Source organism: Desulfovibrio sp. DV (assembly GCF_001936595.1).
Classification (GTDB): Bacteria; Desulfobacterota; Desulfovibrionia; order Desulfovibrionales; family Desulfovibrionaceae; genus Solidesulfovibrio.
This window is the reverse complement of sequence record NZ_MLBG01000002.1, coordinates 26,960-52,697: the sequence shown is the minus strand read 5'-3', so window position 1 is coordinate 52,697 and position 25,738 is coordinate 26,960. Positions and strand designations below refer to the sequence as shown.

The following is a 25,738-nucleotide window of genomic DNA, read 5'->3' as shown; positions in this document are numbered from 1 at the left end:
GTGGCACACAACTCGGTTAGCCGCGCACTTGTCCCTGGCCGAGCACCACGAACTTGGCGCTGGTCAGTTCCACCAGTCCCATGGGACCGTAGGCATGAAGTTTGGATGTGGAAATGCCGATCTCGGCCCCAAGGCCCAGTTCGCCGCCATCGTTAAAGCGCGTGGAGCAGTTGATGCCGACCATGGAGGCGTCGGCCCGGCGCAGGAAATCCATGGCCCGGCCATGGTCCTCGGTCAAAATGACCTCGGTGTGGCCCGAACCGTAGCGGTGGATGTGGTCCAGGGCTTCTTCCATGGAATCCACCACTTTGACGGCCAAAATGAGGTCGTGGAATTCATGGCCGAAATCTTCCGGCGCTGCAGCCGCCCCCCCCTCACCCAGAAGCGGCAGGGAGCGCGGACAGGCCCGCATGGCCACCCCGGCCCGGCGCAGGGCCTCGCCCAGCCGCGGCAGGAAGGTCGGGGCAGCGGTGGCATGGACAAGGAGGCATTCCAGGGCGTTGCACACACCCGGACGTTGGGCTTTGGCATTGACGACAACGGTTTCGGCTTGGCCCTCGTTGGCTCCGGCGTCCACATAGGCGTGGCATACGCCTTTGTAATGCTTGAGCACCGGCATGGTGGCCTGGGACACGACGGCCCGGATAAGCCCTTCGCCGCCGCGCGGGATCATGACGTCGATCAGTTCGTCAAGCTTGCACAAGGCGGCCACGGCAGCCCGGTCGGTTGTGGGCACGAGTTGGGCCGCGTCCTCGGGCAGGCCGGCCTCGGCCAGGGCGCAACGCAGCAACCCGGCCAAAGCCAGATTGGAAGCCAGGGCTTCGGAGCCGCCCTTTAAAATGACGGCATTGCCTGCCTTGAGGCACAGGATGGAGGCATCAATGGTGACGTTTGGCCGGGACTCGTAAATCATGCAGATAACGCCGAGCGGCACGCGCATCCGGCCGACAAGCAGGCCATTGGGCCGGGCGCGCATGGCTTCGATGGCCCCGACCGGATCGGGCAGGCCGATGACTTCCCGGCAGGCCTTGGCCATGGCGTCCATGACGGCCGGGGTCAGGGTGAGGCGGTCCAGACGCGGCGCGTCCAGGCCGGCGGCCTGCGCTTTGGCGATATCCGCGGCATTGGCGGCCAGCACCTCGTCCCGCCGGGTTTCCAGCAGCCCGGCCAGGGCCGCCAAAAAAACGTCCTTGGCCGCACCAGAGGCGGCAGCCATAGCCCGGGAGGCTTCCCATGGCCCGTGTGGCCATGCCCTCCATCTCGGCAGCAACGCTCATCGAAACCTCCAGACGTATGCGCAACGTAAAAGATGGCTGGTAGACCTTGCGGCCCGAAAAGTCAAAGCGTCAGGGCAGCCAGGAACACCCCCCGGACCAGATTGCCCGAGCGGGTGCGCACGGTCGGATAGACCGCCTCGGCCACGGCGAAGCCGGCCCGGCCAAGCAGGCCAACCAGTTCGTCCGGAGTGAAATGATGGGCCTCATAGAGCACCGCCCCACCTCCCGGACCAGAAAACTGCCGGCTTGCCCGGTCTCGGCCAAGCCGGCCTCGTAGCGGGCCTTATAATAGGGCTGGTCCCAATTCTGCAGGAAATCGCCGAGGCACAGTACTCGGGTCACGACGCGCCGGGCCTCGCGCAAGACGGCCAGACGGGCCTCGGGACCGGGTATGGTCGTCAGCACGGCCTGCAGGATACCCACGTCAAAGGCAGCGTCGGCCACGGGCAGGGCGGCCAACTCGGCGCGCACCACGGGAAATCCGGCTCCGGCGGCCAGGGCCAGGCTCGGCGGATTGGCATCGGCACCGACATGGAAACGGCCAAGCCCGGCCTGGCGCAGGGCGGCCAGCGTCCGGCCCGGACCACAGCCCAGATCGATCATGCGGTCGCCGGGGACAAGAAAGGCCCGGATGGCCGGGGGCACGTCCAATGTCGAGGGCACACAGGGAGCGGTTGTCCAGTACATGGGACGTGCTAACGCATCCGGCCGGATAGGCCCAGTCGAAAATTCGGTAACAACGACGAAAATCCCAGTCACGTTCCCCCTTTTCTCTTGGGGAACGATCAAAAGGCTGTTAGGAGTCACAGCCAAAATGGATGAGCGGCCGCACGTCCCGGACACGGCGGCAGGACTCGCCCGGGCCTGTATTGTTTACGGAGCGCCAAGCATCATGAACCAGACATCGGCACACGGACTTTCGCGGCAGATTCCGGGCATCGTCCCGGCCACGGACATGGCTGTGGTGCGCATCCTGTTTGAGGAATATTCCAAGGGCCTGGGATTTTCCCTGTGCTTTCAGAATTTTGACCAGGAACTGGCCGAACTGCCCGGCCGCTACGCGCCGCCCATGGGCGGGCTGTGGCTGGCCTGGGTCGGCGAAATGGCCGCCGGGTGCGTGGCCTTGCGCCCCCTGGAGAACGGTCTTTGCGAGATGAAGCGGCTCTATGTACGCCCGGCCCATGCCGGCCACGGCCTGGGCCGGGCCTTGGCCGAGACCGCCGTGGCCGGAGCCAGGGAACGCGGCTTTGCCGCCATCCGCCTGGACACCCTGGAGAGCATGACCGCTGCCAACGCCCTGTATCAAAAACTCGGGTTTGGCCGCATCGACCCCTACTGCCTCACGCCCCTTGACGGCGCACTCCATTACGAGCTGGCCTTGTAAATTCTACCAGCGCCGGCAAAGACTCTCCTGCCAGGGCGGGGAAACAAGCCCCGCCAGCCCCTCGCCCACCCGGTCGACCGGGATACGCTGCCCGGCCAGTTCCACATCGCGCATAAAAGCCAGCCGCAGCGGCTTGCCCTGCCCGCCCCCGTCCCCGGCAAAGGCGTTTTGCGGAGCCAGACGCAGCCAGGACCGCCCCGGGCGGTCACAGGCCCAGACCGCTTCGGGCAAAAAGACCGTATTGGCCAGCCGTGGCCCCAAGGCGGCAAAAAGCGCTTCGTTTATGGCCGCAAACGGCTCCTTGTAGAGCCGGCGGCCGGCCGAGGGGAGGGTTTCGTTGGTGACGCAGGCCACCGGACCGTCCGGCAACTCGGCGTACACCCCGGCCTTGGTGGCGTCGGCCCGGTGCACCCGGCCGATGCCCAGGGCAGACACAAGGCTGTGGGCCCGCTCGGCCACATGGGGTTGGCACTCGAAACCGATCAGGGTCGGGGCCTCAAAGCCGGCCCGGCGGGCCGCAAGATACTGTCCCAGGAGCAAAATGCCTGTGCCTGCCCCGATATCCAGGCCGAGAAACCCCTGGCCGGCAGGCACCTCGGCCGTCAGCAGGGCGGCCAGGAGATGGACCGTTTTGGGCAGATCGACGAGCATCTGCAGGGCAAACCCATGGTGGAGCAGGAAGCGGCGCAGCCCGCCCTGGCCGGCCAACTGGGCGCAGCCGCCCCGCCGCCGGACAAACTGCCCGGCCAGTTCGGTGAGCGCGTCCAGGGAGACGTCGGCGGCCAGGTGTTCGGGATGCACATAGGCGTGAAAATACTTGAGACAAAGGCCGGCCAGCACCGGCGGATCGATCGCCGCTCCCGGCCGGGCCAGGGTCTCGATGAGGGCCGGCAGCGATCCCGGCAGGACCATCCGGGCCGGGACCACCGGTCCCGGGGGCGGCCGGCGCTCCAGCAACTGCAAGGCCAGGGTCCGCAGGTCGTCGCTTGCCATGGGTTTTCGCGACTAGAAGTAGTAGAGATTGTCGTAGCAGGTGAAGGTGTCGGTCAGGCCGTTCTGGTAACAAATCTGGGCGCTGTCATCGATGCGGTAGATCTGGTCCATGGGTACGGTGCGGCGCTGGCCATTGACCCACATGTAGTAGACGCCCTTGTCGGCATCCAGCACCAGTGGCGGTTGTGCGTAAAAGGACTTTTGATCCATGGTCTCGACATAATAGGTATGGCGGCCACAACCGAATTGCAGGCTCGTCAAGGCAAGCAGCAGGCAGAAGATCAGGACACGCATGGCAACCTCCCAACGCCACACTGGCGCGGTCTATTTATACCGGAGCTTCATGGCGAGCATAAGCCCGACCAGAACCAGAGACACGGCATTGGCCGCTACAACCGGAGCCGAACCGACCGCAAGGCCGTGGATGAGCCACAGTGCTATGCCCACCACCATGAGAGCGTACATGCCAAGCGAAATATCCCCAACAGACCGGCTGCGCAGGGTCTTGAATACCTGGGGGGCAAAGGCTGCCGTGGTGCACAGGCCGGCGGCAAACCCGACCCAATCGGACCACCCGGTCATAGAGCCGCTATTTTTTGACCGGCTGCCGGGTTTCGCCGGCAGCGGACGGTTCAAAGGTCTGGGCGGCGGTGCGAAAATAGGCTGCCATGGCCTCTATGTCGCGAAAGGACTGGGAAAGTTCCACGGAGATTGGCAGATCGGCGACATTTTTTTCCACCAGCCGCATCCACTGCAGCTCCTTGTCAAGCTTGCCGGCCACCGTGCCAAGGCCCGTTTTGATCATTCCCGCGAGCTGGGTCAGGGCACCGGTGCAGCCAGGGTCAAGGGTGTCATAGATATAGACCATATCGCCGGCGTTGAGCACCAGTTCCCAGCAAGCGGCAAGCGAAGCCCGAAGGGCCAGCACATCCTTGACCCGGTCGGTATTCCCCTCTTTGGTCAGGGAGGTGTAATAGTCCGTGACCTTGAGAAGATGGTCATAAACCCTGGCGCTTTGGCTGGCGTAGTAGGCGTTGAAGGTCTTGGTGTCGGCCTTGGCGGCCAGACCCGGCGCTGCGGCGACAAGACAGAGGCCCATGGCCAGGACCAGGGCGGCCAGCCTGCCTGCCGCTCGACCCGGGCACAGCAGAGGGCGCGCCGTTGCCTGCCCGGCCCGCATGGCCCCAGTTTCTCTGTTTCTTTCGCGTCCAAGGCTCATCGGCAAGCCTCCGTGGCCGCAGACGGCTCTGGCTGGGCGTCCCGAAGACGGGGGTAAGGATCCGCAAAGGCGCTCCCGGTGCAGCCGTCGCAGCAGCGACGGGGCGTTCCCGGCCAGCCCCGGTCAGTCCGGTTAATTCCCCACCGCCGCGTCCAGGGGGGCCATGGCGGCCTTGGCCTGCAGTCCCGTTATCTGGGCCGTGCTCAGGCGTTTGGCGCCGGCATCGCGCAGCTTGGCGGCCCGATCCCGGATCTTGTCGGGCAAGGTGGAAGAAGCAGCGGCCAGGGACGCGTAATAATAGGCCAGTTCAACGTTGACCGGCACGCCGGCAAACCCCCGGTTGTAGACATCGGCCAGGACGAACCGGGCATAGGCAAAGCCGGAATCTGAGGATTTGGTCAGCCAGTGGAGGCCGAGGCGATAGTCCTGGGCCACATGGCGTCCATTCAAGTAGGCGATGCCGACGTCGCACTGGGCCTTGGGATCGCCGTTTTCCGCCAGAGCCATCTGGCCCGGGACGGGATCAGCCGCCTGCTCAAGCGGGAACTCCTGGGGTTGGCCCGCAATGGCCGCCCCCGGCCCGGCCAGCGCCGCCAGCGCCAGCACAATTGCCAGGAACGCGACAGCGCCGGGGCGTCGCCACCCTGTCCCGGAAATACGTAAGGGCATGGGCGTCTCCTTGCAGAAGCGGCCGGCCCCGGCTGGGACCGGCCGCGTGGCGGCAGCTATTTTTTGAGCCAGCTCATCATCTCGCGCAGCTTGGCGCCGACTTTTTCAATGGGATGTTCAGCGTTGATGCGGCGCATGGACAGGAAGTGCGCCCGGCCGGACATGTTTTCCACAATGAAATCCCGGGCAAAGGTGCCGTCCTGGATCTCTTTCAGAATCTTGCGCATTTCGGCCCGGGTTTCGTCGGTGACGACCCGGGGACCGCTCACGTAATCGCCGTACTCGGCGGTGTCGCTGATGGAATAGCGCATCCGCGACAGCCCGCCCTCGTACATGAGGTCCACGATGAGCTTAAGCTCGTGGAGACACTCGAAATAGGCGATCTCCGGCTGATACCCGGCCTCGCACAGGGTCTCGAAACCGGCCTTGACCAGTTCCGCCGCGCCGCCGCACAAGACTGCCTGCTCGCCGAAAAGGTCGGTCTCGGTCTCTTCCTTGAAGGTGGTGGTCAACACGCCGCCCCGGGTGCCGCCAACGCCCTTGGCGTAGGCCAGGCCCATTTCCATGGCCTTGCCCGTGGCATTTTGGTGCACGGCGATCAGGCACGGCACGCCCGCGCCCTCGGTGTAGACCCGGCGCACCAGATGGCCCGGACCCTTGGGGGCGATCATGGCCACGTCGACATTGGCCGGCGGCACGATCTGCTGATAGTGGATGTTAAAACCGTGGGCGAAAAGGAGCATCTTGCCGGCGGTCAGGCTCGGCAGCACGTCTTTTTCGTAGACCGCCTTCTGGTGCTGGTCCGGGACCAGGATCATGATGACGTCGGCCGCGGCGGCAGCTTCGGCCGCGCTCATGGGCGTGAAGCCGTTTTCCTTGGCAAGATCCCAGTTGGGGCCGCCGGGACGCTGGCCGATGACTACCTTGACGCCGGAATCCCGCAGGTTCTGGGCGTGGGCATGGCCCTGGCTGCCGTAACCGAGGATAGCCACGGTCTTGTCAGCCAAAAGGGAGAGGTCGGCGTCCTGGTCGTAATAGATTTTCATCCTAGCTCCTTTATCGTGCCGGTAAGTGGCACGCTCGATGTCGGGCGGCGACGGTGAAAAAAACCGCCGCTATTCCTGCATTCCACGCCGCATGGCCACAGCGCCGGTGCGGGCAGCTTCCTTGATGCCGTAGCGCTGCAAGAGGCTCACCAGGGCGGTCAGCTTGTCCTGGGTGCCGGTGACTTCGAGCACCAGTTCATCCGGGCTCACATCCACCACCTTACAGCGGAAAATATCGACGATGCGCAGCACCTCGGCCCGTTTGCTGCCTTCGGCGTCCACGCGCAGGAGCATCATCTCGCGCTCGACGGACTTGACGTCGGTGAGGTCCACGACCTTGAGCGTGGTGACGAGCTTTCGCAACTGCTTGACAATCTGTTCGATGATGGCCTCATCCCCGGTGGTGGTGATGGTCATCATGGACAGGCCTTCGGTCAGGGTCGGGGCGACATTGAGGGTTTCGATGTTGTAGCCGCGGCCGCTGAAAAGGCCGGCCACCCTGGCAAGCACCCCGGGTTCGTTCTCGACGAGGATGGAAAGAATGTGGCGCATGGGGTGCTCCTAGACGAGGATCATCTCGGTTATGGACTTGCCGGCCGGGACCATGGGCGCGACATTTTCCTCGCGGTCCACCACAACGTCAACAATAACCGGGCGCGGCAGGGCAAACGCCTCGGCCAGCACCGATTCCACCTTGGCCGGATCGGTCACCCGGAAGCCGGCTGCACCGTAGGCCTCGGCCAGTTTGACGAAATCCGGGGCCACATCCAGGCAGGTGGCGCAGTAGTTTTTCTTGTAGAAAAGCTCCTGCCACTGCCGGACCATACCAAGATAGCCGTTGTTTAAGATGACGATCTTGACCGGCAGATTGTAACACACGGCCGTGGCCAGCTCCTGAATGCACATTTGGATGGAGCCGTCGCCGGCCACGTCAATGACCAGCCGGTCGGGACAAGCCATCTGGGCCCCGATGGCCGCCGGGAAACCAAAGCCCATGGTGCCAAGGCCCCCGGAACTGATAAACGACCGGGGCCGGTTGAAGGCATAGAACTGGGCCGTCCACATCTGGTTCTGGCCAACCTCGGTGGTGATGATGGCCTCGCCCTTGGTCAGCCGGGAAATGGTTTCCACCACGAACTGGGGCTTTATGACCGTGCCTTCCTGGGTGTAGGACAACGGCTTTTCCGCTTTCCAGGTGGCCACCTTGGTGTTCCAGGCCTCGAGCCCGGCAGCCGGCTCCTCGGCCAGGGTCGGCTCCAGGGTCTGGCGCAGGGCAGTTAAAAAGCTCTTGCAGTCGGCCACCACCGGAATGTCCACAGGCACGTTTTTCTGGATCGAGGTGGGGTCGATGTCGATGTGCACGATCTTGGCGTTTTTGGCGAACTCGCTGATCTTGCCGGTCACCCGGTCATCGAAGCGGCTGCCGATGGCCAGGATCAGATCGGCATTGCTGATGGCCATGTTGGCGGCATAGGTCCCGTGCATCCCGAGCATTCCGAGCCAGCCCGGGTCTTCGGCCGGGAAGCAGCCAAGGGCCATGAGGGTGGCGGTGACCGGGATGTTGAAGGACCGGGCCAGCCAGGCCAGATCGGCACTGGCCTCGGAGGCAATGACGCCGCCGCCGGCGTAAATAATCGGCTTTTTGGCCCGACGCACCACGTCCGCCACCTTGCCCACCTGCTTGGAGTTGGGGGCGTAGGTGGGGTTGTAGCTGCGCATCTTGATGGTTTTCGGGTACTTGTACTCCGTAAGCCGGGTCTGCACATCTTTGGGCAGGTCAATCAGCACCGGACCGGGCCGACCCGTGGAAGCGAGGTAGAAGGCCTCTTTAATGACACGAGCCAGATCACGCACGTCTTTGACCAGGTAATTATGCTTGGTACACGAACGCGTGATGCCGACGATGTCCACTTCCTGAAAGGCGTCGTTGCCGATAAGCGGCGTCGGCACCTGTCCGGTGATGATGACGACCGGCACGGAGTCCATGTAGGCCGTGGCAATGCCGGTTACGGTATTGGTCGCTCCGGGACCCGAAGTCACCAGACATACGCCTACCTTGCCCGTGGCCCGGGCATAGCCATCCGCAGCGTGGATGGCACCCTGTTCATGGCGTACCAGCACATGGCGCAGGGGGTAGTTCGGCAACTGGTCGTAAATGTCTATGACCGCACCGCCCGGAAAGCCGAAGACGACTTCCACGCCTTCGCGGCGCAGGGATTCCAGGAGGATTTGGGCCCCGGTGAGTTCCATGTTATTGGTCCTCCGCCTTGCGATATTTCATCAGAAGATTCTCGATGCGAGTCTTGCCGGACAGCTTCTTCTTCTTGATCTCCTTAAGCTCCGTGTCTTCAGCGGGAGTCAGAAAAGGCTTGGACTCCATCTTTTCCAAAATCTTCTCAAACGCGACGTGCTCTTCATAGAGACTTTTGAGTTCCGGGTCCGCTTCACCGTACTTGGCGACGAGATCCAGATCGCGTTGATCCATGGCACAGACTCCTTGTTGACGGTTCTAGTCTCAACCCGTCCCGGCCACTGAAGACCAGTCGGGTTCGGACTCTGCTTCTATACGAATCGTTTTCTTCCGGGACTTTTCCCCGGACACTATGCGCACCTGCCGGGACTTGAGTCCCAGGCAGACCGCCAGAAAATCCGTCAGGGCGGCATTGGCCCGGCCTTCCACGGCTTTGGCCCGAAGCCGCACCCGCAGCCGGTCTTCGGCCAAGCCGGCCAGGGCGTCCTTGGCCCCGCCCGGGGTCACCGCCACCCGCAGGGTCCAGGCCCCGGGACCGGCGGCAGCAGCGAAAATCGGCAGCGTTTCCTCTGCCTGCGCCCCCTGCCCTCTTTGCCCCCCCCGCTCGTCCTGTTCTGTCTCGCCTGCCCGGCTTCCGGCCCGCCCTGCCCTTTTTCCGGCTGCCATTGCCGCCTACCGCTTCACCAGGGCAAACGGGTCCAGCGTGCCTGGGGCGTCAGGGTCATCCGGGCTCTCGGAGGCCTCCGGCGCAGGGGATGCCTGCAGCGCCCCGGACGCATCGGCAAAGATGAACTCCTCGCCGGTCGCCGTTGCCGCCTCCGGGCCGGCCGCAGCGGCATCCGAGCCCGAGGCTGGCTGCTCCTGGGCGTCGAGGATGTCCAGGGCTGCCAGCAGCATGTCCCGGAACCGGGCGGACAGGGCGGCCTTGCGGGCAGCCAGGGCATCGATCTCCCGGGCCAAAGCGGCCGCCTGTCCCTTGGCTTCGGCCAGCATGGCCGCCGCCTGATCGCGGGCCTCGTCAAGGATGCGTTCGGCTTCCTGGCGGGCCTTTATTTTCAAATCTTCGACAATCTGCTGCGTGGTCAAAAGCGTGTCGCGAAGGGTGGCCTCCCTGCTCCGGTATTCGGCAATTTCCCGGGTCAGGCCGTCGTTGGCCCTGGCCAGGGCCATTTTTTCTTCGGCCAGACGGCCGATGGAATCCGCCGCCTCGGCCACAAGGCGATCCACTTCGTCGCGGCGATAGCCGACGAGGCTGTGCGAGAATTTCCGGTCGAGCAGATCAATCTTGTCCAGGGTCACAGCTTACGCATCCGGACAGGAGACGGCAAAGCCTGCCGTCCCGCTGCAGTTGCCGGCGAATGTCCGGGCATCGGCCGCCACAGCCGCCACCCTACATGCGCCCCATGCCCACGCCGCCAAGGCGCATGAGGGTGGGCACCAGAAACCACTGGAGGAACTGCAAAGCCAGGATCACCACAATGGGCGACAGGTCGATGCCGCCGATAGTGAGAAATGGAAACCAGCGCCGCACCCGGTAAAAGACCGGATCAGTGACGGCGCGCAGAAAGCGGACCACCGGGTTGTACGGGTCGGGACGCACCCAGGACAAAAGGGCGGAAATGAGAATGACCCAGAAATAGAGGCTAAAGACAATGTCGAGCACCCTGGCCAGAGCAACAAAAAAATAGCCAATGATATCCATGCGTATTCCTTGCAATCAGTAATCAAAAACCGACGCGCTTTACCTGAAAAATGGCACAGAGCAGGCCATAAATCAAGACAAATCCGGTTCCTGGCCGCCAGCTCCGGCTCAGCCGGCGTTCTCCCCGGCCAGACAGGCGCGCAGCGACCCGAAGTCCGGCACGAACATCGCCGCCGCCAAGGCCGGATTTTTATACGACCAGAAGGGAATTCCGGCTGCGGCGGCCGAGCGTTCATCCAGGGCCGAATCGCCGATATACGCGACCGTATCTTTGGGCAGATTCCAGGCGTCCAGGATGCGATAGACACCCTCGGGGTCGGGTTTTGGTCGTTTGAGGCTGCCGGCGCTTATGACCGGTGAAAAATACCGGTCGATCTCAAAATGGGCCAGCAATCGCTCCACGGTATTGGTGCGGTTGGTGTGCACGGCCATGCGGATGCCCTGTCCGGCCAGGGCGTCGAGCAGTTCGACGAGTCCGTCTTCCAGGAAGATGTACGGGAAAATGGCCTCGTAATTGAGATTTTTCCGCACAACCTCAGCCTCTTCCAGGCGGTTGGCCGGGATGATGCGGACCAGGCATTCGGTGACCGAATGCATATGCACGTAGTCCTCCTCATCCGGGGTGATGGGGAGCATCCCCAGGCCCTCGCGGATGAGGTTGTAATACATGCGGTTGGCGTCCCTGGAATCCACCAGGACACCGTCGCAGTCGAAAATAACGCCGGTCAGCCGGGAAAGAAACTGCGGCGGAGAAGTCGGGTTGCACACATACACCGGGAAGCGCCTCCTTAGACCTGCTCAGGGCTGCTCGGGTTGACGACAAAAACCGGTCGGGGCGTATCCAGCCAGGGGGATTGGGCATCGGGCCGGGTCTTGCCGAGAAGCCGCCAGCCCGTCACCGTGGCAACGAGCAGCGCCATGTCCGGGGGGCCGTCCGGGAACGCCGCGGCCAACTGCTGCCCTGAGGCCGGTTCCAGACCCAGGCCGGCGTCCAGCAGTGTGGCCGCCAGCGCGGGGTCTTCGATAAAAAGGCCGGCATCTTTCGGGGCCAAGGCCCAAAATGGCGACAGGAGTTGTTGCCAGGGCGGGCGAAATTCGTCGGCAAAGGCGGCGGCCGATGGTATCCCGCCGGCGGCCGACAGGGCTGCGGTCAGGGCCAGGGCGTCATCGTCGTCATCGAGGCCGTGTTCGATGCCCAGGCTCTCGGCCAGTCCCAGGCGGAAGCGGTCGTCCAGGCCGCCGGCCTCGGCCAGTTCGGCCACGCTTTGTTCGATCATGGCTGCCAGGCACAGCGCCAGTTGGGCAGCCTTGGCCTGCCGGACGGCCACGCGCTCGGGATGGAGCTGGTCTTCCAGTTCCTCGCGCACGGCAAAGGTGGTGTCGGCGAAAAAATGTCCCTTGGAGGCTCCGGCCAGCATGGCCAGATCCTTGGGATTTTTTGTCTCGCGACGCAGCCGTTCGAATTCGCGCAAAAATCCCGCCAACTCCGCATCCGCAAGCGGCAGCCCGGCCGGACGCAGCCGGCCGGGTTCGGACGCATCGGCCAGCCCGGGATCAAGAAACAAAACCCCGGGCACGGCAGTCGCGGCCACAGCCGGCGTGAGGCAGGGAAAATAGAGCAACACCGAAGCGTCGCCTGATAACGCGTTCATGGAAACCGTCCTTTGGCGTAAACCGTTTACCTGCCCTGGCGCGTCAGATACCGCGGGCATCGGCCCGGACATCGGGGAAAGGCCTGCAGGCACAGGTCGCCTGCGGCGTGGACGCAGTCCGGGAAGGACGTCGTACCACCGGGCAGGTAATCCTGACAATTCCCTTCTTTGGCCAGGGTGGCCGGGAACCGGGCCTGCCACAGCGCCTGGGCCGTGGCATCACTGAGGCCCATGTTGTCGGCCCGCAGCACGAAGTCGTCAAAAGCCCGGCACAGGCGGCGCAGCACAACGCAGCGATTGGCCTGGCAAAGACCGGGGTTGAGGTGTTCTTCATACAGGCACCGCCCGGCCCGGCAATGGGGACAGCCCTCTCCGGGCAGACGGGTCAAACCGGCGGGCATGACGGATTTTCCATGAAAGCCTGCCTTTCTTGACCTGCTGGCAAGCCGCGTGTAAAGCCTTGGCCAACCCACTTGCGGAGGCGCAGCATGTTTGGAATAGGATTTCCGGAGCTTCTCATTATCCTGGTCATTGTGCTCATCATTTTCGGAGCCAACAAGCTGCCCGAGATCGGTGCCGGCATGGGGAAAGCCATCAAGAACTTCAAGAAGGCCACCAATGAGCCCGACGAAATCGACGTGACTCCGGGCAAGGCCAAAGACGACACGACGGACAAAAACTAGCCGATCGGACGCTGCCTGTTTCGGCCCCGGGGACGCATCCCCGGGGCTTTTTTTATGGGCCGGGCGCCAGCGTCCGGGCAACGGCCAGTATGGCGTCGGCCAGACAGCCGGCCAGGGCCTGCCGCTTGTCCGGAATGGCCAGGGTCGCAGCATCGTCGGGATGGGACAAAAAACCGGTTTCGACCAGCACGGCTGCAGCGTCCACCTCGCCAAGCAACCCAAGCGGTCCGGCCGCCGCTCCCCGCACCGGCAAGGGGGCGTTGGCCGGCAGGGCCCGGACCAGGGCCGTAGCCAGCTCCCGGCTTCGTCCGTGCCTGTCCTGGCCGGCCGCCTCGCGCACCGCCGACACGAACAGCCCTTCCCCTCCCCGCGCCATCCAGGTGGCACCCATTCCCTGGGCAGCGTTTTCAGCCCGGACAACCAGGGCGGCCAGAGCATCGGACGGCTGGCGGGCGTAGGCATAGACGTGAATGCCGGCAGCCGTCGGCTCGACTACGCGGGTGGCGTGCAGGGATACGAGCAAGTCTGCGTCGTAGAATCCGACCAGCCCGGCCCTGGCCCAACCCGGCAGGTAGACATCGGCGGTGCGGGTGAGCTGGATGGCCACCACGTCCTTGGCCGCAGCCAGCAGCCGGGCCAGACGCAGGGATAGATCCAGGGCCACATCGGCCTCGCGAAGGCCGCTGGCGCCGGCCCCGCTGTCCGTGCCGCCATGGCCGGGATCAAGCAGCACCCGGACCGGCCCCTGGCGCGTTGGCCGGACCTGGCGGCCGATGAGGGCTTCACGCTCAGCCTGGGCTTCCCGGGCCAGAGCAGACGGCCTGGGGCGGGAGACTGACCCGCCCTGGCCCTGGCCGCCCTTGGCCGGCAACGGAAACTGGCTGATCGTCTCGGCCAGCATTCGCGACACGGTATCTTCGGGGTTAAGGCGCACGGCCAGGGTAAAATGGGGCAAGGCGGCCCGGGCGTCGCCCTGTTGGAAATAAGCCCGGCCAAGCAGGGCCTGGACCCGGTCATTGCGCGGGTCCTTGGCCTCGGCTTCCAGGAGCAGCGGCAGGGCCTTGGCAATATTGCCGCCGGTCAGTTCGGCCTGGGCCGCACCGGCCAGCTCATCGGCAGTGTCGGCAAGGGCAAGGCCCGGCCGGCAAGCGACCAGCCCGGCTGCCGCCAGAAAGGCCAACGCCTGACGCCGATTCACAGGCCGGACTCCGCCAGACGCCGGGCCACGGCGGCGATGCAGCCGGCATAGTCGTCCGGGGCAAACCAGGCCACGTCCGGTTCCTTGCGAAACCAGGTCATCTGGCGCTTGGCGTAGCTGCGGGTGTTGGACAACCAAGCCTCCCTGGTCTCCTTGAGATTGCTGCGGCCAGCCAGATGGGCGGTGATTTCCGGGCCGCCGATGCCGGTCAGCCCCGGGACGTCGGCCGGGTAGCGGGACAAGGCCTCACGCACTTCCTCCACCGCTCCGCCGCAGGCCATCTGCTCGATGCGCCGGGCCAACCGGGGAAGCAGTTCCTCCATGGGCAGGGACAGGCCGAGCATGACGGCGTCATAATCCGGGGCATCCGGATCGCCCTGCCGGTGCCAGTCGGAAAAGGCCCGGCCCGTGGCCGCATGAACTTCGAGGGCCCGGGTGACCCGCTGGCGATCGGCCGGGGCGATGCGGCCGGCGTAGTCCGGATCGGCGGCAACCAGCCGGGCGTGCATGGCCGCCGACCCCAGGCGCTGCCAATCGGCCAGGATGCCGGCCCGAACCTCGGGAGGGATGGCCGGGATGGGGGCCAGCCCGCCGAGGATGGCCCGGAAATACAGTCCTGTGCCGCCGACAAAAACGGGCAGCCGGGCCCGGGCCGCAATGGCGGCGGCAGCGGCCCGGGCCCGCACGGCAAAGTCCCCGGCCGCCACCGGCACATCGAGCGGCGTGTCGCCGTAGAGATGATGCGGGCAGACGGCCTGTTCCTGCTGTGTCGGCTGGGCTGTCAGCACCGGGATGCCGGCATAGACCTGGCGCGAATCCACATTGACCACTTCCCCGCCAAAGGCAGCGGCCAGGGCGATGGCGGCAGCGGTTTTCCCCGTGCCCGTGGCCCCGAGCAGGCACACCACCTGGATCTTGGACACGATCAGCCTTCCTTGCCGTTTTGCGGCGCGCCGCCAAGGCCGTAGCGGGCCAGCATCCGTTCGCGCACCCGGTCCGGCACCATACCCCGGATATCGCCGCCGTGCTTGGCCACTTCCTTGACAATCGTTGAGCTGATGTAAAGCCACTTATAGTCGGTCATGATGAATACGGTCTCGATGGTGCGGTCGAGTTTGCGGTTCATGAGCGCCATCTGAAACTCGAATTCGAAATCAGACACCGCCCGCATCCCGCGCAGGATCACATTGGCCTGGCGCGATTTGACGTAATTGACGAGCAGGCCGTTGAAGCCCTCGACCAGCACCCGCTGGTCATTGGCAAAGACCTCCTCGGCAATGGCGATGCGTTCCTCCAGGGAAAAAAGCGGCGTCTTGTGGGAATCTCCGGCCACGGCCACGACCACGGTGCCAAACACCATGGCCGCCCGACGCACCAGGGACACATGGCCGTTGGTCAGGGGATCGAAGGTTCCGGGATAGATGGCTGTGCAGGGTTTGCCAGTGTCCATACGATAATCCTTGTTTGACCGTATACCCGGTCGATCAGGCAGAGGAAGGACGGCGGGAGGGCCTGCGGGTCCAGTTCCACTCCGGCTTCGATTTCGGCCACGACAACGCCGCCATCGGCCACAAGCCCCAGGGAGGCGAGCTTGGCCAGGGTCGGCGGCAGCAGCCCCTGGCCATAGGGCGGATCAATGGCCACAAGGTCGAAGCGTCGCCGGCCCAGACGGGGCAGCGCCTTGGCCACATCGGCCTCGATGACCTGACCGATACGGGCATCAAGACCCAGGCTGCGCAGGTTTTCCTTGAGCACCTTGGCGACAGCCGGGCTGCGCTCAATAAAGACGGCAGCTTCGGCTCCCCGGGACAGGGCCTCGATGCCCACGCTCCCGGCCCCGGCAAAGCAGTCAAGCACCTGCGCCCCCTGAAACACCACACCCCGGGCCGTCAGCATGGAAAAAAGCGCTTCCCGTACTCGCCCCGTGGCCGGGCGCAGGCCGGGAGCGTCAATCACCTTGAGACTGCGTCCGCCAAGCCGGCCGCCGATAATACGCATAAGGCTCCTTATCTGGCCCCGACAGCCAGGGCATACAGGCGTGGCAGACGGCGTTCCAGCAGCCGGGCCAGACCGTGGCACAGGCTGTAGGTGACGAGCACCAGAAGCAACATGTAGGCGATGCCGACCAGACTGCCGGAGGGTTTAAATAGGAACCGGGTGCCGTAGATCAGGTAGGAAAGAACCGGTTCATGGGTGAGATACACGAAAAAGGAGGTTGCAGCGAGCTTGAGCAGCAACGGGTTGTCCCGAAGGGGCCGATAGGCGGAAAGCAGCCACAGGGTGATGGTCCCGAAAATCATGCTGTGGCGATAGAGCAGATGGTAATAGGACTCGGCCCCGTAGTGGAATTCATAGTGGGCGGTGGCAAACAGAAAGAGCAGGTACACGGCGGCCACCGGCAGGGTCAGGCGTCTGGCCCCGTCGAGATCGACCTTGCCCTGGGCCAACATGCAACCGCCGTAAAAAAAGAGCAGCCCGCTCAGCTCCACCGGAATGCCGGCCTGGGGCATGAACATCCAGACAGCCCAGCAGGCCGCCAGCCCAAGAAGCGGAATCTCCTTGGAAAACACGTAAAAGACCGGGGCCAGGAGAAAATAGACGTACAGGTCGCGCAGAAACCACAGGGTGTAGACCACAGGATAGCGGTAGACGCCAAGCAACAGCCGGAGGATGCCGTCTTTTTCCACCATATGGATGTCGCCGATATACGGCACCTTGTTAAACACCAGGATAAGCAGCAGGCTTATTGCATTGAAAAGCAGATACGGCACTAAAATCGTTCTGGTTTTTTTGACGATCATCCGACCATAGGCCTGGACGTCCGGCTTGTAGGTGAGGAAGAACAGATAGCCGGAAATGGAAAAAAAGAGCGGCACGGCCAGCCGGAAGATATTATGCGGGAAAAAGTCCAGATAGGCCCGCAAAAGATCCGGAATCTCGGTGTAATAGGCCTGCAGCCCCTTCTCGGCATGGATGCCGATGACAAAGACCACCAGGAGCGTTCGCAACACATCGAAACGCTTGGAAATTTCAGGAGGAACCAGGGCACGTGTGGACATGGACTCTCGCGTGGCTATTGCAGCAGGTCGAATTTGAGAAAGCGCATGGTCATCCCGGCCCGTCCCTGGGTGGCCGAACGCAGTTCGGTGGAAAAGCCGAACATCTGGCGCAGCGGAGCCAGGGCCGTGACCGTCTTGTGCCCGCCCCGGTCCACCATGTTCTCGATCTTGGCCCCCTTGGAGCCGAGCAGCCCGATGGCATCGCCGATAAAGGCGTCGGGCACGCCGATCTCAAGCTCCATGATCGGTTCCAGGAGGGCCGGACGAGCGGCGCTGAGAGCGGCCTTGAGGGCCTGGCTTGCGGCCATGCGGCAACCGACGTCCGTGGTCTTGCCCTCGACCGGGAAAATGCCTGTCACCCGCACCAGCACGTCCTGCACCGGATGGCCGGAAAGCGGCCCGCTTTGCAGCCCGTCTTCCAGCCCCTCGGCCATGGCCGCGCTCCAGGCCGGCGGATAGGCCAGCCGGTCAATAGCAAAAACGATCTCGCGCCCGGCCTCGCGGGGCAGCGGCGAGACCGAAAGCGCCACCCGGCCATGGTGGAAGCGCTCGCCCAGTTCCCGCTCGAATTCGCCCTCGCCCGCCGCTTCGCTGGTCACCGTCTCCTGATAAACGACCTGCGGCTTGCCGGACCGGGGCGAGACGCCATATTCCCGGCGCGCCCGCTCCAGCACCACGTCGAGATGGAGTTCGCCCATGCCTGACAGAATCATCTGGCCGGTGTCGGCGTCGTGGGTCAGCGTCAGGGTGGGATCTTCTTCGGTCAGCTTGGCCAGGACCTCACCGAGCTTGTCGGTTTCTTCGGCGTTTCGCGGCTCCAGGGCCAGACTGATGACCGGTTTGTAGCCGGCTATGGTTTCCAGCAAAATCGGGGTTTCCCGGACGCACAAGGTGTCGCCGGTGGCGGCATGGCGCATCCCGGCAATGGCCACGATCTCGCCCGGACCGGCAATCTCGGCCTTTTCGCGGTGGCCGGCGTGGAGATGGAAAAGACGGGCCGGCCGTTCGATCTCGCCCCGGGTGGCGTTATAGACATCCTTGCCGGCTTCGATGCGACCGGAATAGACCCGGGCAAAGACCTGACGCCGGCCGGTTTCCATGCTGACCTTGAAGACCAGGGCCGCCAGCGGCGCGTCGGCATCCGGGGGAAAGACGACCGCGGCCTTGGTATCGGGGTCAACGCCAACCGCGCCTTCGCGGTCAAGCGGGCTGGGCAGATAGGCCAGCACGCCGTCGAGAATCGGCTGGATGCCGACGTTTTTTAGGGCCGAGGCGGCAAAGACCGGCACCAGCCCGTGGGCGATGGTGCCGGTGCGAAGGGCGGCCACGAGCCGGACAGGGTCGATGGGTTGGCCGGAAAGATAGGCCTCAAGCACAGTCTCGTCGTAGTCGCAGGCCGCCTCGACCAGCTTCTCCCGCCAGGGGCCGGCCAGTTCGGCTTCGGCCGGCGAAAGCGGCAAGCGGCTGACGTCCCCGCCGCCGTGGTCGAACTCCAGCCGTTCCAGGCTGACGAGATCAATGATGCCGGCCAGTTCCGGCCCCTGGTCCACCGGGATGGACACGGCCACGGGATTGGCCCGCAACTTTTCACGCATGGCGGCCAGCACGGCCTCGAAATCAGCCCCGGGGCGGTCGAGCTTGTTGATGACCGCCAGCTTGGGCACGCCGTAGTCCACGGATTGCCGCCAGACCGTCTCGGATTGCGGTTCCACCCCGGAAACGGCGCAAAAGACCCCAACCGCGCCGTCAAGCACCCGAAGCGAGCGCTCCACCTCGATGGTGAAGTCCACATGGCCCGGAGTGTCGATGATATTGATCTGATGGTCTTTCCAGGAGCAGGTGGTGCAGGCCGAGGTGATGGTGATGCCGCGTTCCTGTTCCTCGGGCATGAAATCCATGGTGGCGGTGCCGTCATGGACTTCGCCCATGCGGTGGATGCGGCCGGAAAAAAAGAGAATACGCTCGGTCAGCGTGGTCTTGCCGGCGTCTATGTGGGCGATGATGCCGATGTTGCGAAGGCTGGCCAGACGGCTCTTCTTGGTGCCCTTTTTGGCGCTCATGCTCGCTCCGGTGGGTTGGCAGGGTGCGTCGGGCAATAAAAAATCAGGCGATGTCCGGGCGCGACGGGACGACAGCAGCGCCCAGGCGACGGACACGAAAGGCTTCACAGGGCAGCTGCGGCCACAGCCAGAAGGTTTCCCGGCCAGGGCCAAGGACCAGCGGGGCAGCGGCAAGGTCGGACAAACCGGGCTGCGGCGCGACATAGACGGCATCGTAGCCGCAGCCGGCCGCGTCAGCCAGCCCGCCCGGCCCGGCCGTCCAGGCCGGCAGGTCGGGACAGGGGCCGCCGTGGCGGACAAAGGCCATGTCCGGGTGGGCAAAGGCCAGGGCATCAAGGTCGAAGCCGGCCTCTGGCGGGCCAAAGACCCCGGCCCGGCCGGCGATACGGGCCGAAAAGACGGTCAGGTCGAAAGGAAGCCTTGGCGGCAGGGCAAGCTCACCAAGGACCACCACCGCTCCCCTGCCCTTGGCCGGCAGCCCGGCCAAAAGGCCGGGCAGGCCCCGGACACCAAGACGGCAGGCCATTTCCACGCCGCACAGTTCCAGGGCGGTGAGCAACGGTCCTGGCCAGGACGCGCCCAGACGCACGACGGCAACGTCCGGCACCCTGGCGCACAGGGCCGGCACAACGGCAGCCACCAGCCGCGCCGGCGACAGGAAATCCCGGCCGCAGACAACGACGACGAAATCGAGGGGAACGTCCACGGTGGTCAGGAGCAGATCATGGCCCAGGCTGTCGCGGCGTTGGCAGGCTGCCGGCCTGGGACCGCCCACGGCGGCATAGACCGCGGCCAGTCCGGTTTTGATCCAGGCCCGCCGGCCATCGCCGGTACGGGCATAGGCAGCGGCAAAGGCTTCGTCGGCGACCCGGCCCTGTTCCATGACTTCGGGCCACTGTCCCGCAGACAGGGCAAAGGGAGGGTTCATGGCTGCGCCTTGTGGCAAACGCAAACGGGGCGGCCAGCCGCCCCGTTTTGCTGCCGGATTGTCCCGGAACACCGCAGTGTCCCGGGACGGCTCATTACAACCAGCGTTTGGCCCAGTGACGCCAGCTGCCTTCGATGGCCTGGCGTTCGTTCTCGGTCAGGGTCTTCTGGTATTCAAGGTAGGACAGTTCGGAACGCAGCTTGGCGTACTCGAAAACTTCCTCAAGTTCCTTGTAGTTTTCCACGGTGTACATGTAGCGTTTCCAGGCCGCCCCGTATTGGCTGGTGCGCCAGTAGAAGTCAGCCACGAACAGCTCATGCTCGGCCAGACGCTTGCGGCATCGGCGGATATAGTCGGCCGCTTCCTTTCCGTATTCGGTATCCGGGAAGGTCTGTTCCAGGAGATAGAAGTACTGGATGGCTTCCTGGAGATTGCTCTGCGGCATGTCGATGGACTCGGAACGCTTGAAATTGGCGACGCCGACCTGATAGAGGACGTAGGGAATTTCTTCGCTTCTCGGATGCACCGACTCGAATTCTTTATAGGTTTCAGCAGCCATCCCGTATTCTTCGGTGAGGAAGTAGGCGTCGGCCAAAGCCACGGTGCCCATTGGGGTGTAGGGACTAAACGGGTAGCGGTCCTTGAGCTTCATAAAGAAGTTGATGGCCCCGTAGTAGTCTTTTTCCGACATGGACTGCCGACCGGCCTCATAGAGCTCCTGGGCAGTGTCCTCGGGCGGCGGCAGGAAGTAGTAATCAACCAAGCCGGCACAACCGCCAAGGAACAGCAGCAGGCAGCCCAAGGGCAGGAAACGGCGCAACATCACATTCATGGTATATTCCCGGATATGGCCCGGTCCTGGCCGGGCGCCATGCGGCGAACGGGATACCGCCCTTTGGCAGCGACAGTTCCCGGCGTCTCGATGCGCGTCCTCTTACCAAATGGCCCAGACGGGCACAACGGAAAAAAGCCGAACCCGTCCGACCCACTGCCCAGGCAGCCCGGTCGAACGGGTTTGGCCGTCAGTCTTGCGGAAACCGCGAACTGATATAGGTGTAGGCAGCGTGTGCAGCCACGGCACCGTCACCGACGGCAGTGGCCACTTGGCGGCAGGACTTTGAACGAATATCGCCGGCAGCGAAGATGCCCTCGATGCTCGTGCGCATCTCCGCATCGGCCAGGATGAATCCCTGATCGTCGCGCGTAAGCCCCCTGGGATAGAAATCACCCTGCGGCTCGAAGCCGACAAACACGAAAACACCATCGACGGGAATGGTATGGCAATCGCCGGACTTGACGTCGCGCACCTCGATGCCGGTCACACCGTCATTGCCGGAGATGGAACACACAACCGTCGAGCGCAATATCTCGATAACCGAATTGGTCGCGCAGCGGTTCTGATAACATTTCTGGCCGCGAAAATCATCGCGGCGGTGGATGAGGTAGAGCTTTTTGACCAGCCGGGCCAGATAGAGGGATTCCTCCAGGGCCGAGTTGCCGCCGCCGATGACAGCCACGGTCTGGTCCCGGAAGAAGTTTCCGTCACACAGGGCACAGTAGGACACACCCCGCCCGACGAATTCCTTCTCGCCCGGGATGCCCACGCGTTTGTAACGCGCGCCGGTGCAGAGAATCACGGCCTTGGCCTCGACGATCTCCCCGCCCACATGGACGCGGTGAAGGCCGCCGACAGACTCAATGGCCGTGACTTCGTCATTGATCCGGTCAATGGCATAATGCCCGAGATGGGCGGCCATGGCATCGGACAATTTCCAGCCCTCGATCCCGTCCGGAAAGCCGGGATAGTTCTCGATCAGATGCGTCATGAGCATCTGCCCGCCTGGCGAGAGCTTCTCCACCAAAGCCACGGACACGTCGGACCGGGCCAGATACAGGGCGGCCGTTATGCCAGCCGGACCGCCCCCGATCACGACAGCGTCGAAACATTTCATGGATTAGAGCGCCTTCTGGGTAAGCATTTCCTTGATGCTGCTTTTGGACACAGCACCGGTGATCTGTTCCACCACTTCGCCGCCCTTGAAAAGGATCAGGGTGGGGATGGCGCGGATGCCGTACTTGCTCGGCGTGCTGGGGTTCTCGTCCACGTTCATCTTGGCCACCTTGACCTGGCCGGTATACTCGTTGGCCAGTTCATCGATGACGGGGCCCATGGCGCGGCACGGCCCGCACCAGGGCGCCCAGAAATCCACCAGGACGGGCAGGTCGCACTGCAGGGCTTCGGCTTCGAAGTTCGCGTCGCTCAGTTGGATGGCCATGGATGCTCTCCTTTCGTGGGCTTGGCCGACCGCCGCAGCGGCCGGGTTTTTATCCGTTTGGCAGGCGGTCATGGCCGACCGCGTGTTCCCTGTGGACAGGGTCCGTAATCGTTTAAACCTATTGCGGCAAGGACCGGCTGTCAACCGATCCCCGCCCAAGGGGCGCTCCGGCCTGGTAATCCCAGGGCACTTTGCGGCCCCGGGGAATGGGGGCCAGGGTCAGGTCGTGGGTCAGGCCGGCCCGGCCCAGCAGGCAGCCCGTGGCCGCAACCATGGTGGCGTTGTCGGCGCAAAGGGCCGGCTCGGGCAGGAAAAGCGGCAACCGACGCCGGACGGCCAGCTCGGCCAGCATGGCCCGGATAGGGCCGTTGGCCGCCACCCCGCCGGCAGCCAAAAGCGAGGCCGGACGCCTGGACGCGGTGGTCAGGGCCCGTTCCAGCTTGACCCGCAACGTGTCGGCGATGGCGAAATTGATCGAAGCGCACACCACGCGAAGGTCCATGGGCCAGGACTCCGGGTCGATGGGACCGCCGGACTCGGGCATGGCCGCCACGCGCAGTCCGGGGTTGGCGGCCACATAGGTGGCCACGGCGGTTTTGAGGCCGCTGAAGCTGAAATCGAGGTGCTCGTTATCCAGATAGGGACGCGGGAACAGGCTGCGGTCCGGTGCGATGCCCCGGCCGAGCACGTCGATATAGACGCCGCCCGGATAGGGCAGATTGAGCGACTTGGCCGCCTTGTCAAAGGCCTCGCCGGCCGCGTCGTCGATGGTGCGGCCAAGGACGGTCATCTCCAGGGGAGAGGCCAGGGAAACGATCTGGGTGTGGCCTCCGGAGACCAGCAGTCCCAGGGCCGGATAGGCGACCGCATGGCCCAGGGTGGCGGCCATCAGGTGGGCATGGAGATGGTCCACGCCAATAAGCGGCTTGCCCGCGCCCAGGCACAGGCCCTTGGCCGCAGCCAGCCCCACCAGCAAGCTGCCAAGCAGCCCCGGGCCCCGGGCCACGGCCACGGCGTCCACATCGGCCATGGTACGCCCGGACTCGGCCCACAGCGCTTGCAACAGCGGTCCCATGCGGCGCAAATGCTCGCGTGAGGCCAGCTCCGGCACAACACCGCCATAGACCGCATGCAGCCCGGCCTGGGAAGCCAGCTTCTCCAGGACCGGACGGCCGTCGTCGCAAAGGGCGACAGCCGTCTCGTCGCACGACGTCTCAATGCCGAGACACAACATACAGGATCAGGACTTGCGGGCGCGGTCGTAGACTTCCATCACCTTGGCCACATCATTTTTGCTGCCGATAAAAAGCGGCACACGCTGATGCAGATCATCGGGCACAATGGACAGGATATCGCGCTCGCCGTCGGTGGCTGCGCCCCCGGCCTGGGTGATGACATAGGCCAGGGGATTGGCTTCGCACAAAAGCCGCAGCTTGCCCGTGGGCTTGGCCGGGTCGCGCCGGTCAGCCGGATAGAGGAAGATGCCGCCGTAGAGCAGGTTGCGGTGGAAATCGGCCACCAGGGAACCGATGTAGCGGCCGCCGTAGGGCTTGCCCCGGGGGTTGTCCGTGCCCTTGAAGGCATTGACGATTTCCCGGGTCGGCGCATCCCAGTAGGACCAATAGGCTTCATTGACGGAATAGACTTTGCCGGTTTCCGGGGTGCGGATGTCGGGATGGGACAGCAGGAATTCCCCGACACTGGGGTCAAGCGTGAAGCCGTGCACGCCCTTGCCGGTGGTATACACCATCATGGTGGAGGGGCCATAGAGGAAGTAGCCGGCCGCCACCTGTTTGGCCCCGGCCATGAGCAGGTCGCACAGGTTGTCGCCGGAACAGCCGTCAGGCACGCGGTAGATGGAAAAAATGGTGCCGACATTGACGTTGGCGTCGATGTTCGAGGACCCGTCCAGGGGATCGAAAATGAGGAAGTAGTCACCCTTGGGAAACTGGTCCGGAATGGCTACGAGGTCGGCGTTTTCTTCGGAAGCAATGGCGCACAACACCCCGGCCCGCTCCATGCGGTGAATGAGCACCTTGTTGGCGTACTCGTCGAGCTTTTGGACCTCTTCGCCCTGGACGTTGATCTCGCCGGTAAAGCCCAGGACATCGACCAGACCGGCCTTGCTGACTTCCCGGGAGATGATCTTGGCGGCCAAAATGAGATCATTGAGCAGCCGGGTGAACCGACCGGTGGCCATGGGGGATTCTTTTTGGTGCAACAGCAGGTGTTCGATGACGGTGATCTGCGGCATAGGTTTCTCCTCCCGCCGTCAAGGCGTGGGTACGCCGGGCGTGCGGCTCGTGGGCATACGGCCTTTGACTATCGTACAATCAGTGAAAAATTCCCACAAGATTTTCCGGGGTTGGAAACAAAAAAAGCCGGCGGCCCAAACCGCCGGCCCATGGGTTCGTCGCTTGCTCAGGGATTGGCCGTCGGGTCAGCCGGAACCGGGAGCGGCTCGGTGGACGGAATTCTGACGTCGGATTTGGCCTCGGGAGCGGCTTCCTTTTTGGGTTCGGGCTTTTGGTTGCGCACTTCCCGGGCATCGGTCAAGTAGACCAGTTCGAGCTGGCCAAGGTAGCGCGCCTGCCAGACATACTGGCCGCCAGCGGCATTGATGTCGCCCTGCACGGAATCCTTGAGCATATCCGTCCACTTGAGGGCAGCCAGGGCCTCTCCCTGCCCGTTTGCGCCGGGCCACACCAAACCATCGGTGGAGACGACGACCAGCGCCCCGGGATCGGAGGAAAAGCGGACGAGGTTTCGCGGATCAAAGTAGGCAACCACAAGGCCGGCCCACTCGTTTTCCTTGAAAAAGGGCGCGGCCACCAGGACCACGGTGCCCATTTCGTCGGTCACGACCCGGGCGCCCATCTTGCGCACCTTGTAGCGTTCCGCCTGCTCCAGCAGAGGGGCGAAATCCAGGGGACGCATGGGCACCGACGGGACCTGCCCAAGGGTGACGCCGGAGGTGTCCACCACGACCACGCCGGAGAGCCAGTTGTGGGTGGTCAGCAACTGCTGGGCCCACTCCTGTTCCGGAGGCGTATCCTGGCTGCCAAGGACACGCAGCATGCCCAGCAGACGCTCGTCCACGGGCATGAAAAGGGCAGCCAGACGCTGCAGTCCTTTGTCGGTTATGCCCTGATCGCTGAAATCAATGGTGGGGTCGGTGTTGATGTATTCGCGGTAGAGCTTGCGGGTTTCGCGCCACTTGGTTTTCATGGAGCCGCAGCCGGTGAGCGTGACAAGGCACAATAAGGCGGTCATGGCCGCGAGGGCAGTACGTTTCAAGGCCGTATCCTCTTGCTGTTCCTGATTTGTGGGAGAAATCTTCC

31 protein-coding genes and 1 pseudogene are annotated in these 25,738 nt (G+C 64.1%); 2 read left to right on the top strand and 30 right to left on the bottom strand.

The window, feature by feature from the left end; translation table 11 throughout:
- Positions 1-16: 16 nt before the first annotated feature.
- Together DVDV_RS00915 and DVDV_RS00910 are read right to left on the bottom strand one after the other, a co-directional pair.
- Positions 17-1,277, bottom strand: a pseudogene (locus DVDV_RS00915) (glutamate-5-semialdehyde dehydrogenase).
- Positions 1,278-1,346: 69 nt separating this feature from the next.
- On the bottom strand, positions 1,347-1,964 hold the full coding sequence (locus DVDV_RS00910; protein ID WP_254845175.1) for a class I SAM-dependent methyltransferase: 618 nt from the start codon (positions 1,962-1,964) through the stop codon (positions 1,347-1,349).
- A 205-nt stretch (positions 1,965-2,169) separates the two neighbouring features.
- On the opposite strand from DVDV_RS00910, the gene DVDV_RS00905 reads away from it, so the two are divergent.
- Positions 2,170-2,661 carry a GNAT family N-acetyltransferase gene (locus DVDV_RS00905; protein ID WP_075352855.1) on the top strand — a complete coding sequence of 164 codons (492 nt, stop codon included), beginning with the start codon at positions 2,170-2,172 and terminating at the stop codon, positions 2,659-2,661.
- Between the two features lie 3 nt (positions 2,662-2,664).
- Here DVDV_RS00905 and DVDV_RS00900 read toward each other — a convergent pair whose 3' ends face one another.
- The 15 genes from DVDV_RS00900 to DVDV_RS00830 all read right to left on the bottom strand — a co-directional run bounded on the left by DVDV_RS00900 (position 2,665) and on the right by DVDV_RS00830 (position 12,594).
- On the bottom strand, positions 2,665-3,654 hold the full coding sequence (locus DVDV_RS00900) for a hypothetical protein (RefSeq protein WP_075352854.1): 990 nt from the start codon (positions 3,652-3,654) through the stop codon (positions 2,665-2,667).
- A gap of 12 nt (positions 3,655-3,666) precedes the next feature.
- Entirely contained in the window at positions 3,667-3,948 is a 282-nt protein-coding gene (locus tag DVDV_RS00895; RefSeq protein WP_075352853.1) for a hypothetical protein, read from the bottom strand.
- Between the two features lie 30 nt (positions 3,949-3,978).
- Positions 3,979-4,236: a SemiSWEET family sugar transporter gene (locus DVDV_RS00890; RefSeq protein ID WP_075352852.1), complete on the bottom strand. Its 258-nt coding sequence runs from the start codon at positions 4,234-4,236 to the stop codon at positions 3,979-3,981.
- A 7-nt stretch (positions 4,237-4,243) separates the two neighbouring features.
- Positions 4,244-4,873 carry a hypothetical protein gene (locus DVDV_RS00885; protein ID WP_254845174.1) on the bottom strand — a complete coding sequence of 210 codons (630 nt, stop codon included), beginning with the start codon at positions 4,871-4,873 and terminating at the stop codon, positions 4,244-4,246.
- A 132-nt stretch (positions 4,874-5,005) separates the two neighbouring features.
- Entirely contained in the window at positions 5,006-5,542 is a 537-nt protein-coding gene (locus tag DVDV_RS00880) for an SEL1-like repeat protein (protein ID WP_075352851.1), read from the bottom strand.
- Between the two features lie 56 nt (positions 5,543-5,598).
- Entirely contained in the window at positions 5,599-6,627 is a 1,029-nt protein-coding gene (gene ilvC / locus DVDV_RS00875; RefSeq protein ID WP_368482902.1) for a ketol-acid reductoisomerase, read from the bottom strand.
- Positions 6,628-6,657: 30 nt separating this feature from the next.
- Positions 6,658-7,140, bottom strand: a complete 483-nt coding sequence (gene ilvN, locus DVDV_RS00870; protein ID WP_075352849.1) for an acetolactate synthase small subunit — start codon at positions 7,138-7,140, stop codon at positions 6,658-6,660.
- A 9-nt stretch (positions 7,141-7,149) separates the two neighbouring features.
- Positions 7,150-8,838 carry a biosynthetic-type acetolactate synthase large subunit gene (ilvB, locus tag DVDV_RS00865; protein WP_075352848.1) on the bottom strand — a complete coding sequence of 563 codons (1,689 nt, stop codon included), beginning with the start codon at positions 8,836-8,838 and terminating at the stop codon, positions 7,150-7,152.
- Position 8,839: 1 nt separating this feature from the next.
- Positions 8,840-9,073 (bottom strand): DUF465 domain-containing protein, encoded by a 234-nt coding sequence (locus tag DVDV_RS00860; RefSeq protein ID WP_075352847.1) that lies wholly within the window; start codon positions 9,071-9,073, stop codon positions 8,840-8,842.
- Positions 9,074-9,103: 30 nt separating this feature from the next.
- Positions 9,104-9,352, bottom strand: coding sequence for a DUF167 domain-containing protein (locus DVDV_RS23075; RefSeq protein WP_254845173.1), 249 nt, complete (start codon positions 9,350-9,352; stop codon positions 9,104-9,106).
- A gap of 159 nt (positions 9,353-9,511) precedes the next feature.
- Positions 9,512-10,138 (bottom strand): DivIVA domain-containing protein, encoded by a 627-nt coding sequence (locus DVDV_RS00850; RefSeq protein WP_083634530.1) that lies wholly within the window; start codon positions 10,136-10,138, stop codon positions 9,512-9,514.
- A gap of 91 nt (positions 10,139-10,229) precedes the next feature.
- The gene (locus DVDV_RS00845; protein WP_043630329.1) at positions 10,230-10,541 is read right to left on the bottom strand and encodes a YggT family protein; all 312 of its coding nucleotides are present in this window, start codon (positions 10,539-10,541) and stop codon (positions 10,230-10,232) included.
- Between the two features lie 108 nt (positions 10,542-10,649).
- Positions 10,650-11,315 carry an HAD family hydrolase gene (locus tag DVDV_RS00840; RefSeq protein WP_075352846.1) on the bottom strand — a complete coding sequence of 222 codons (666 nt, stop codon included), beginning with the start codon at positions 11,313-11,315 and terminating at the stop codon, positions 10,650-10,652.
- 14 nt (positions 11,316-11,329) lie between these two features.
- Complete coding sequence (locus DVDV_RS00835; RefSeq protein ID WP_075352845.1) at positions 11,330-12,193, bottom strand: hypothetical protein; 864 nt, start codon at positions 12,191-12,193, stop codon at positions 11,330-11,332.
- 26 nt (positions 12,194-12,219) lie between these two features.
- The gene (locus tag DVDV_RS00830) at positions 12,220-12,594 is read right to left on the bottom strand and encodes a hypothetical protein (RefSeq protein WP_075352844.1); all 375 of its coding nucleotides are present in this window, start codon (positions 12,592-12,594) and stop codon (positions 12,220-12,222) included.
- An 87-nt stretch (positions 12,595-12,681) separates the two neighbouring features.
- Between DVDV_RS00830 and DVDV_RS00825 the strand changes: the two genes are divergently transcribed.
- A complete protein-coding gene (locus DVDV_RS00825) occupies positions 12,682-12,876 on the top strand; it encodes a twin-arginine translocase TatA/TatE family subunit (protein ID WP_075352843.1) in 195 nt (64 codons plus the stop codon).
- A 52-nt stretch (positions 12,877-12,928) separates the two neighbouring features.
- On the opposite strand, the gene DVDV_RS00820 is transcribed toward DVDV_RS00825, so the two are convergent.
- From DVDV_RS00820 to DVDV_RS00760, 13 genes are all read right to left on the bottom strand, one after another.
- Positions 12,929-14,074, bottom strand: a complete 1,146-nt coding sequence (locus DVDV_RS00820; protein ID WP_075352842.1) for an N-acetylmuramoyl-L-alanine amidase — start codon at positions 14,072-14,074, stop codon at positions 12,929-12,931.
- Positions 14,071-15,000, bottom strand: coding sequence for a tRNA (adenosine(37)-N6)-dimethylallyltransferase MiaA (miaA, locus tag DVDV_RS00815; RefSeq protein ID WP_139311470.1), 930 nt, complete (start codon positions 14,998-15,000; stop codon positions 14,071-14,073). Before miaA ends, DVDV_RS00820 begins: the two co-directional genes overlap by 4 nt.
- Entirely contained in the window at positions 15,000-15,524 is a 525-nt protein-coding gene (coaD, locus tag DVDV_RS00810; protein ID WP_075352840.1) for a pantetheine-phosphate adenylyltransferase, read from the bottom strand. Before coaD ends, miaA begins: the two co-directional genes overlap by 1 nt.
- Positions 15,470-16,072 carry a 16S rRNA (guanine(966)-N(2))-methyltransferase RsmD gene (gene rsmD, locus DVDV_RS00805; RefSeq protein WP_075352839.1) on the bottom strand — a complete coding sequence of 201 codons (603 nt, stop codon included), beginning with the start codon at positions 16,070-16,072 and terminating at the stop codon, positions 15,470-15,472. The genes coaD and rsmD overlap by 55 nt, the downstream gene beginning before the upstream one ends.
- Before the next feature lie 8 nt (positions 16,073-16,080).
- Positions 16,081-17,133, bottom strand: coding sequence for an acyltransferase (locus DVDV_RS00800; RefSeq protein ID WP_075352838.1), 1,053 nt, complete (start codon positions 17,131-17,133; stop codon positions 16,081-16,083).
- A gap of 14 nt (positions 17,134-17,147) precedes the next feature.
- Entirely contained in the window at positions 17,148-19,193 is a 2,046-nt protein-coding gene (gene fusA / locus DVDV_RS00795; RefSeq protein ID WP_075352837.1) for an elongation factor G, read from the bottom strand.
- A 43-nt stretch (positions 19,194-19,236) separates the two neighbouring features.
- Entirely contained in the window at positions 19,237-20,121 is an 885-nt protein-coding gene (locus DVDV_RS00790) for a hypothetical protein (protein ID WP_075352836.1), read from the bottom strand.
- A gap of 94 nt (positions 20,122-20,215) precedes the next feature.
- Positions 20,216-20,953, bottom strand: a complete 738-nt coding sequence (locus DVDV_RS00785; RefSeq protein ID WP_075352835.1) for an outer membrane protein assembly factor BamD — start codon at positions 20,951-20,953, stop codon at positions 20,216-20,218.
- A 190-nt stretch (positions 20,954-21,143) separates the two neighbouring features.
- Positions 21,144-22,073 carry a thioredoxin-disulfide reductase gene (trxB, locus tag DVDV_RS00780; RefSeq protein ID WP_075352834.1) on the bottom strand — a complete coding sequence of 310 codons (930 nt, stop codon included), beginning with the start codon at positions 22,071-22,073 and terminating at the stop codon, positions 21,144-21,146.
- A 3-nt stretch (positions 22,074-22,076) separates the two neighbouring features.
- On the bottom strand, positions 22,077-22,397 hold the full coding sequence (gene trxA, locus DVDV_RS00775) for a thioredoxin (RefSeq protein ID WP_005990356.1): 321 nt from the start codon (positions 22,395-22,397) through the stop codon (positions 22,077-22,079).
- Positions 22,398-22,515: 118 nt separating this feature from the next.
- Positions 22,516-23,631, bottom strand: coding sequence for a tRNA (adenosine(37)-N6)-threonylcarbamoyltransferase complex transferase subunit TsaD (gene tsaD, locus DVDV_RS00770; protein WP_075352833.1), 1,116 nt, complete (start codon positions 23,629-23,631; stop codon positions 22,516-22,518).
- A 6-nt stretch (positions 23,632-23,637) separates the two neighbouring features.
- The gene (gene fbp, locus DVDV_RS00765; protein WP_075352832.1) at positions 23,638-24,651 is read right to left on the bottom strand and encodes a class 1 fructose-bisphosphatase; all 1,014 of its coding nucleotides are present in this window, start codon (positions 24,649-24,651) and stop codon (positions 23,638-23,640) included.
- A gap of 167 nt (positions 24,652-24,818) precedes the next feature.
- On the bottom strand, positions 24,819-25,694 hold the full coding sequence (locus tag DVDV_RS00760; RefSeq protein WP_075352831.1) for a hypothetical protein: 876 nt from the start codon (positions 25,692-25,694) through the stop codon (positions 24,819-24,821).
- Positions 25,695-25,738 lie beyond the last annotated feature (44 nt).

Coding starts and splice junctions, on each gene's coding strand:
- DVDV_RS00910 (WP_254845175.1), bottom strand. CDS start 1,964: ATGTACTGGACAACCGCTCCCTGTGTGCCCTCGACATTGGACGTGCCC.
- DVDV_RS00905 (WP_075352855.1), top strand. CDS start 2,170: ATGAACCAGACATCGGCACACGGACTTTCGCGGCAGATTCCGGGCATC.
- DVDV_RS00900 (WP_075352854.1), bottom strand. CDS start 3,654: ATGGCAAGCGACGACCTGCGGACCCTGGCCTTGCAGTTGCTGGAGCGC.
- DVDV_RS00895 (WP_075352853.1), bottom strand. CDS start 3,948: ATGCGTGTCCTGATCTTCTGCCTGCTGCTTGCCTTGACGAGCCTGCAA.
- DVDV_RS00890 (WP_075352852.1), bottom strand. CDS start 4,236: ATGACCGGGTGGTCCGATTGGGTCGGGTTTGCCGCCGGCCTGTGCACC.
- DVDV_RS00885 (WP_254845174.1), bottom strand. CDS start 4,873: ATGAGCCTTGGACGCGAAAGAAACAGAGAAACTGGGGCCATGCGGGCC.
- DVDV_RS00880 (WP_075352851.1), bottom strand. CDS start 5,542: ATGCCCTTACGTATTTCCGGGACAGGGTGGCGACGCCCCGGCGCTGTC.
- ilvN (WP_075352849.1), bottom strand. CDS start 7,140: ATGCGCCACATTCTTTCCATCCTCGTCGAGAACGAACCCGGGGTGCTT.
- ilvB (WP_075352848.1), bottom strand. CDS start 8,838: ATGGAACTCACCGGGGCCCAAATCCTCCTGGAATCCCTGCGCCGCGAA.
- DVDV_RS00860 (WP_075352847.1), bottom strand. CDS start 9,073: ATGGATCAACGCGATCTGGATCTCGTCGCCAAGTACGGTGAAGCGGAC.
- DVDV_RS00845 (WP_043630329.1), bottom strand. CDS start 10,541: ATGGATATCATTGGCTATTTTTTTGTTGCTCTGGCCAGGGTGCTCGAC.
- DVDV_RS00835 (WP_075352845.1), bottom strand. CDS start 12,193: ATGAACGCGTTATCAGGCGACGCTTCGGTGTTGCTCTATTTTCCCTGC.
- DVDV_RS00830 (WP_075352844.1), bottom strand. CDS start 12,594: ATGCCCGCCGGTTTGACCCGTCTGCCCGGAGAGGGCTGTCCCCATTGC.
- DVDV_RS00825 (WP_075352843.1), top strand. CDS start 12,682: ATGTTTGGAATAGGATTTCCGGAGCTTCTCATTATCCTGGTCATTGTG.
- coaD (WP_075352840.1), bottom strand. CDS start 15,524: ATGGACACTGGCAAACCCTGCACAGCCATCTATCCCGGAACCTTCGAT.
- rsmD (WP_075352839.1), bottom strand. CDS start 16,072: ATGCGTATTATCGGCGGCCGGCTTGGCGGACGCAGTCTCAAGGTGATT.
- DVDV_RS00800 (WP_075352838.1), bottom strand. CDS start 17,133: ATGTCCACACGTGCCCTGGTTCCTCCTGAAATTTCCAAGCGTTTCGAT.
- fusA (WP_075352837.1), bottom strand. CDS start 19,193: ATGAGCGCCAAAAAGGGCACCAAGAAGAGCCGTCTGGCCAGCCTTCGC.
- DVDV_RS00790 (WP_075352836.1), bottom strand. CDS start 20,121: ATGAACCCTCCCTTTGCCCTGTCTGCGGGACAGTGGCCCGAAGTCATG.
- DVDV_RS00785 (WP_075352835.1), bottom strand. CDS start 20,953: ATGAATGTGATGTTGCGCCGTTTCCTGCCCTTGGGCTGCCTGCTGCTG.
- trxB (WP_075352834.1), bottom strand. CDS start 22,073: ATGAAATGTTTCGACGCTGTCGTGATCGGGGGCGGTCCGGCTGGCATA.
- trxA (WP_005990356.1), bottom strand. CDS start 22,397: ATGGCCATCCAACTGAGCGACGCGAACTTCGAAGCCGAAGCCCTGCAG.
- tsaD (WP_075352833.1), bottom strand. CDS start 23,631: ATGTTGTGTCTCGGCATTGAGACGTCGTGCGACGAGACGGCTGTCGCC.
- fbp (WP_075352832.1), bottom strand. CDS start 24,651: ATGCCGCAGATCACCGTCATCGAACACCTGCTGTTGCACCAAAAAGAA.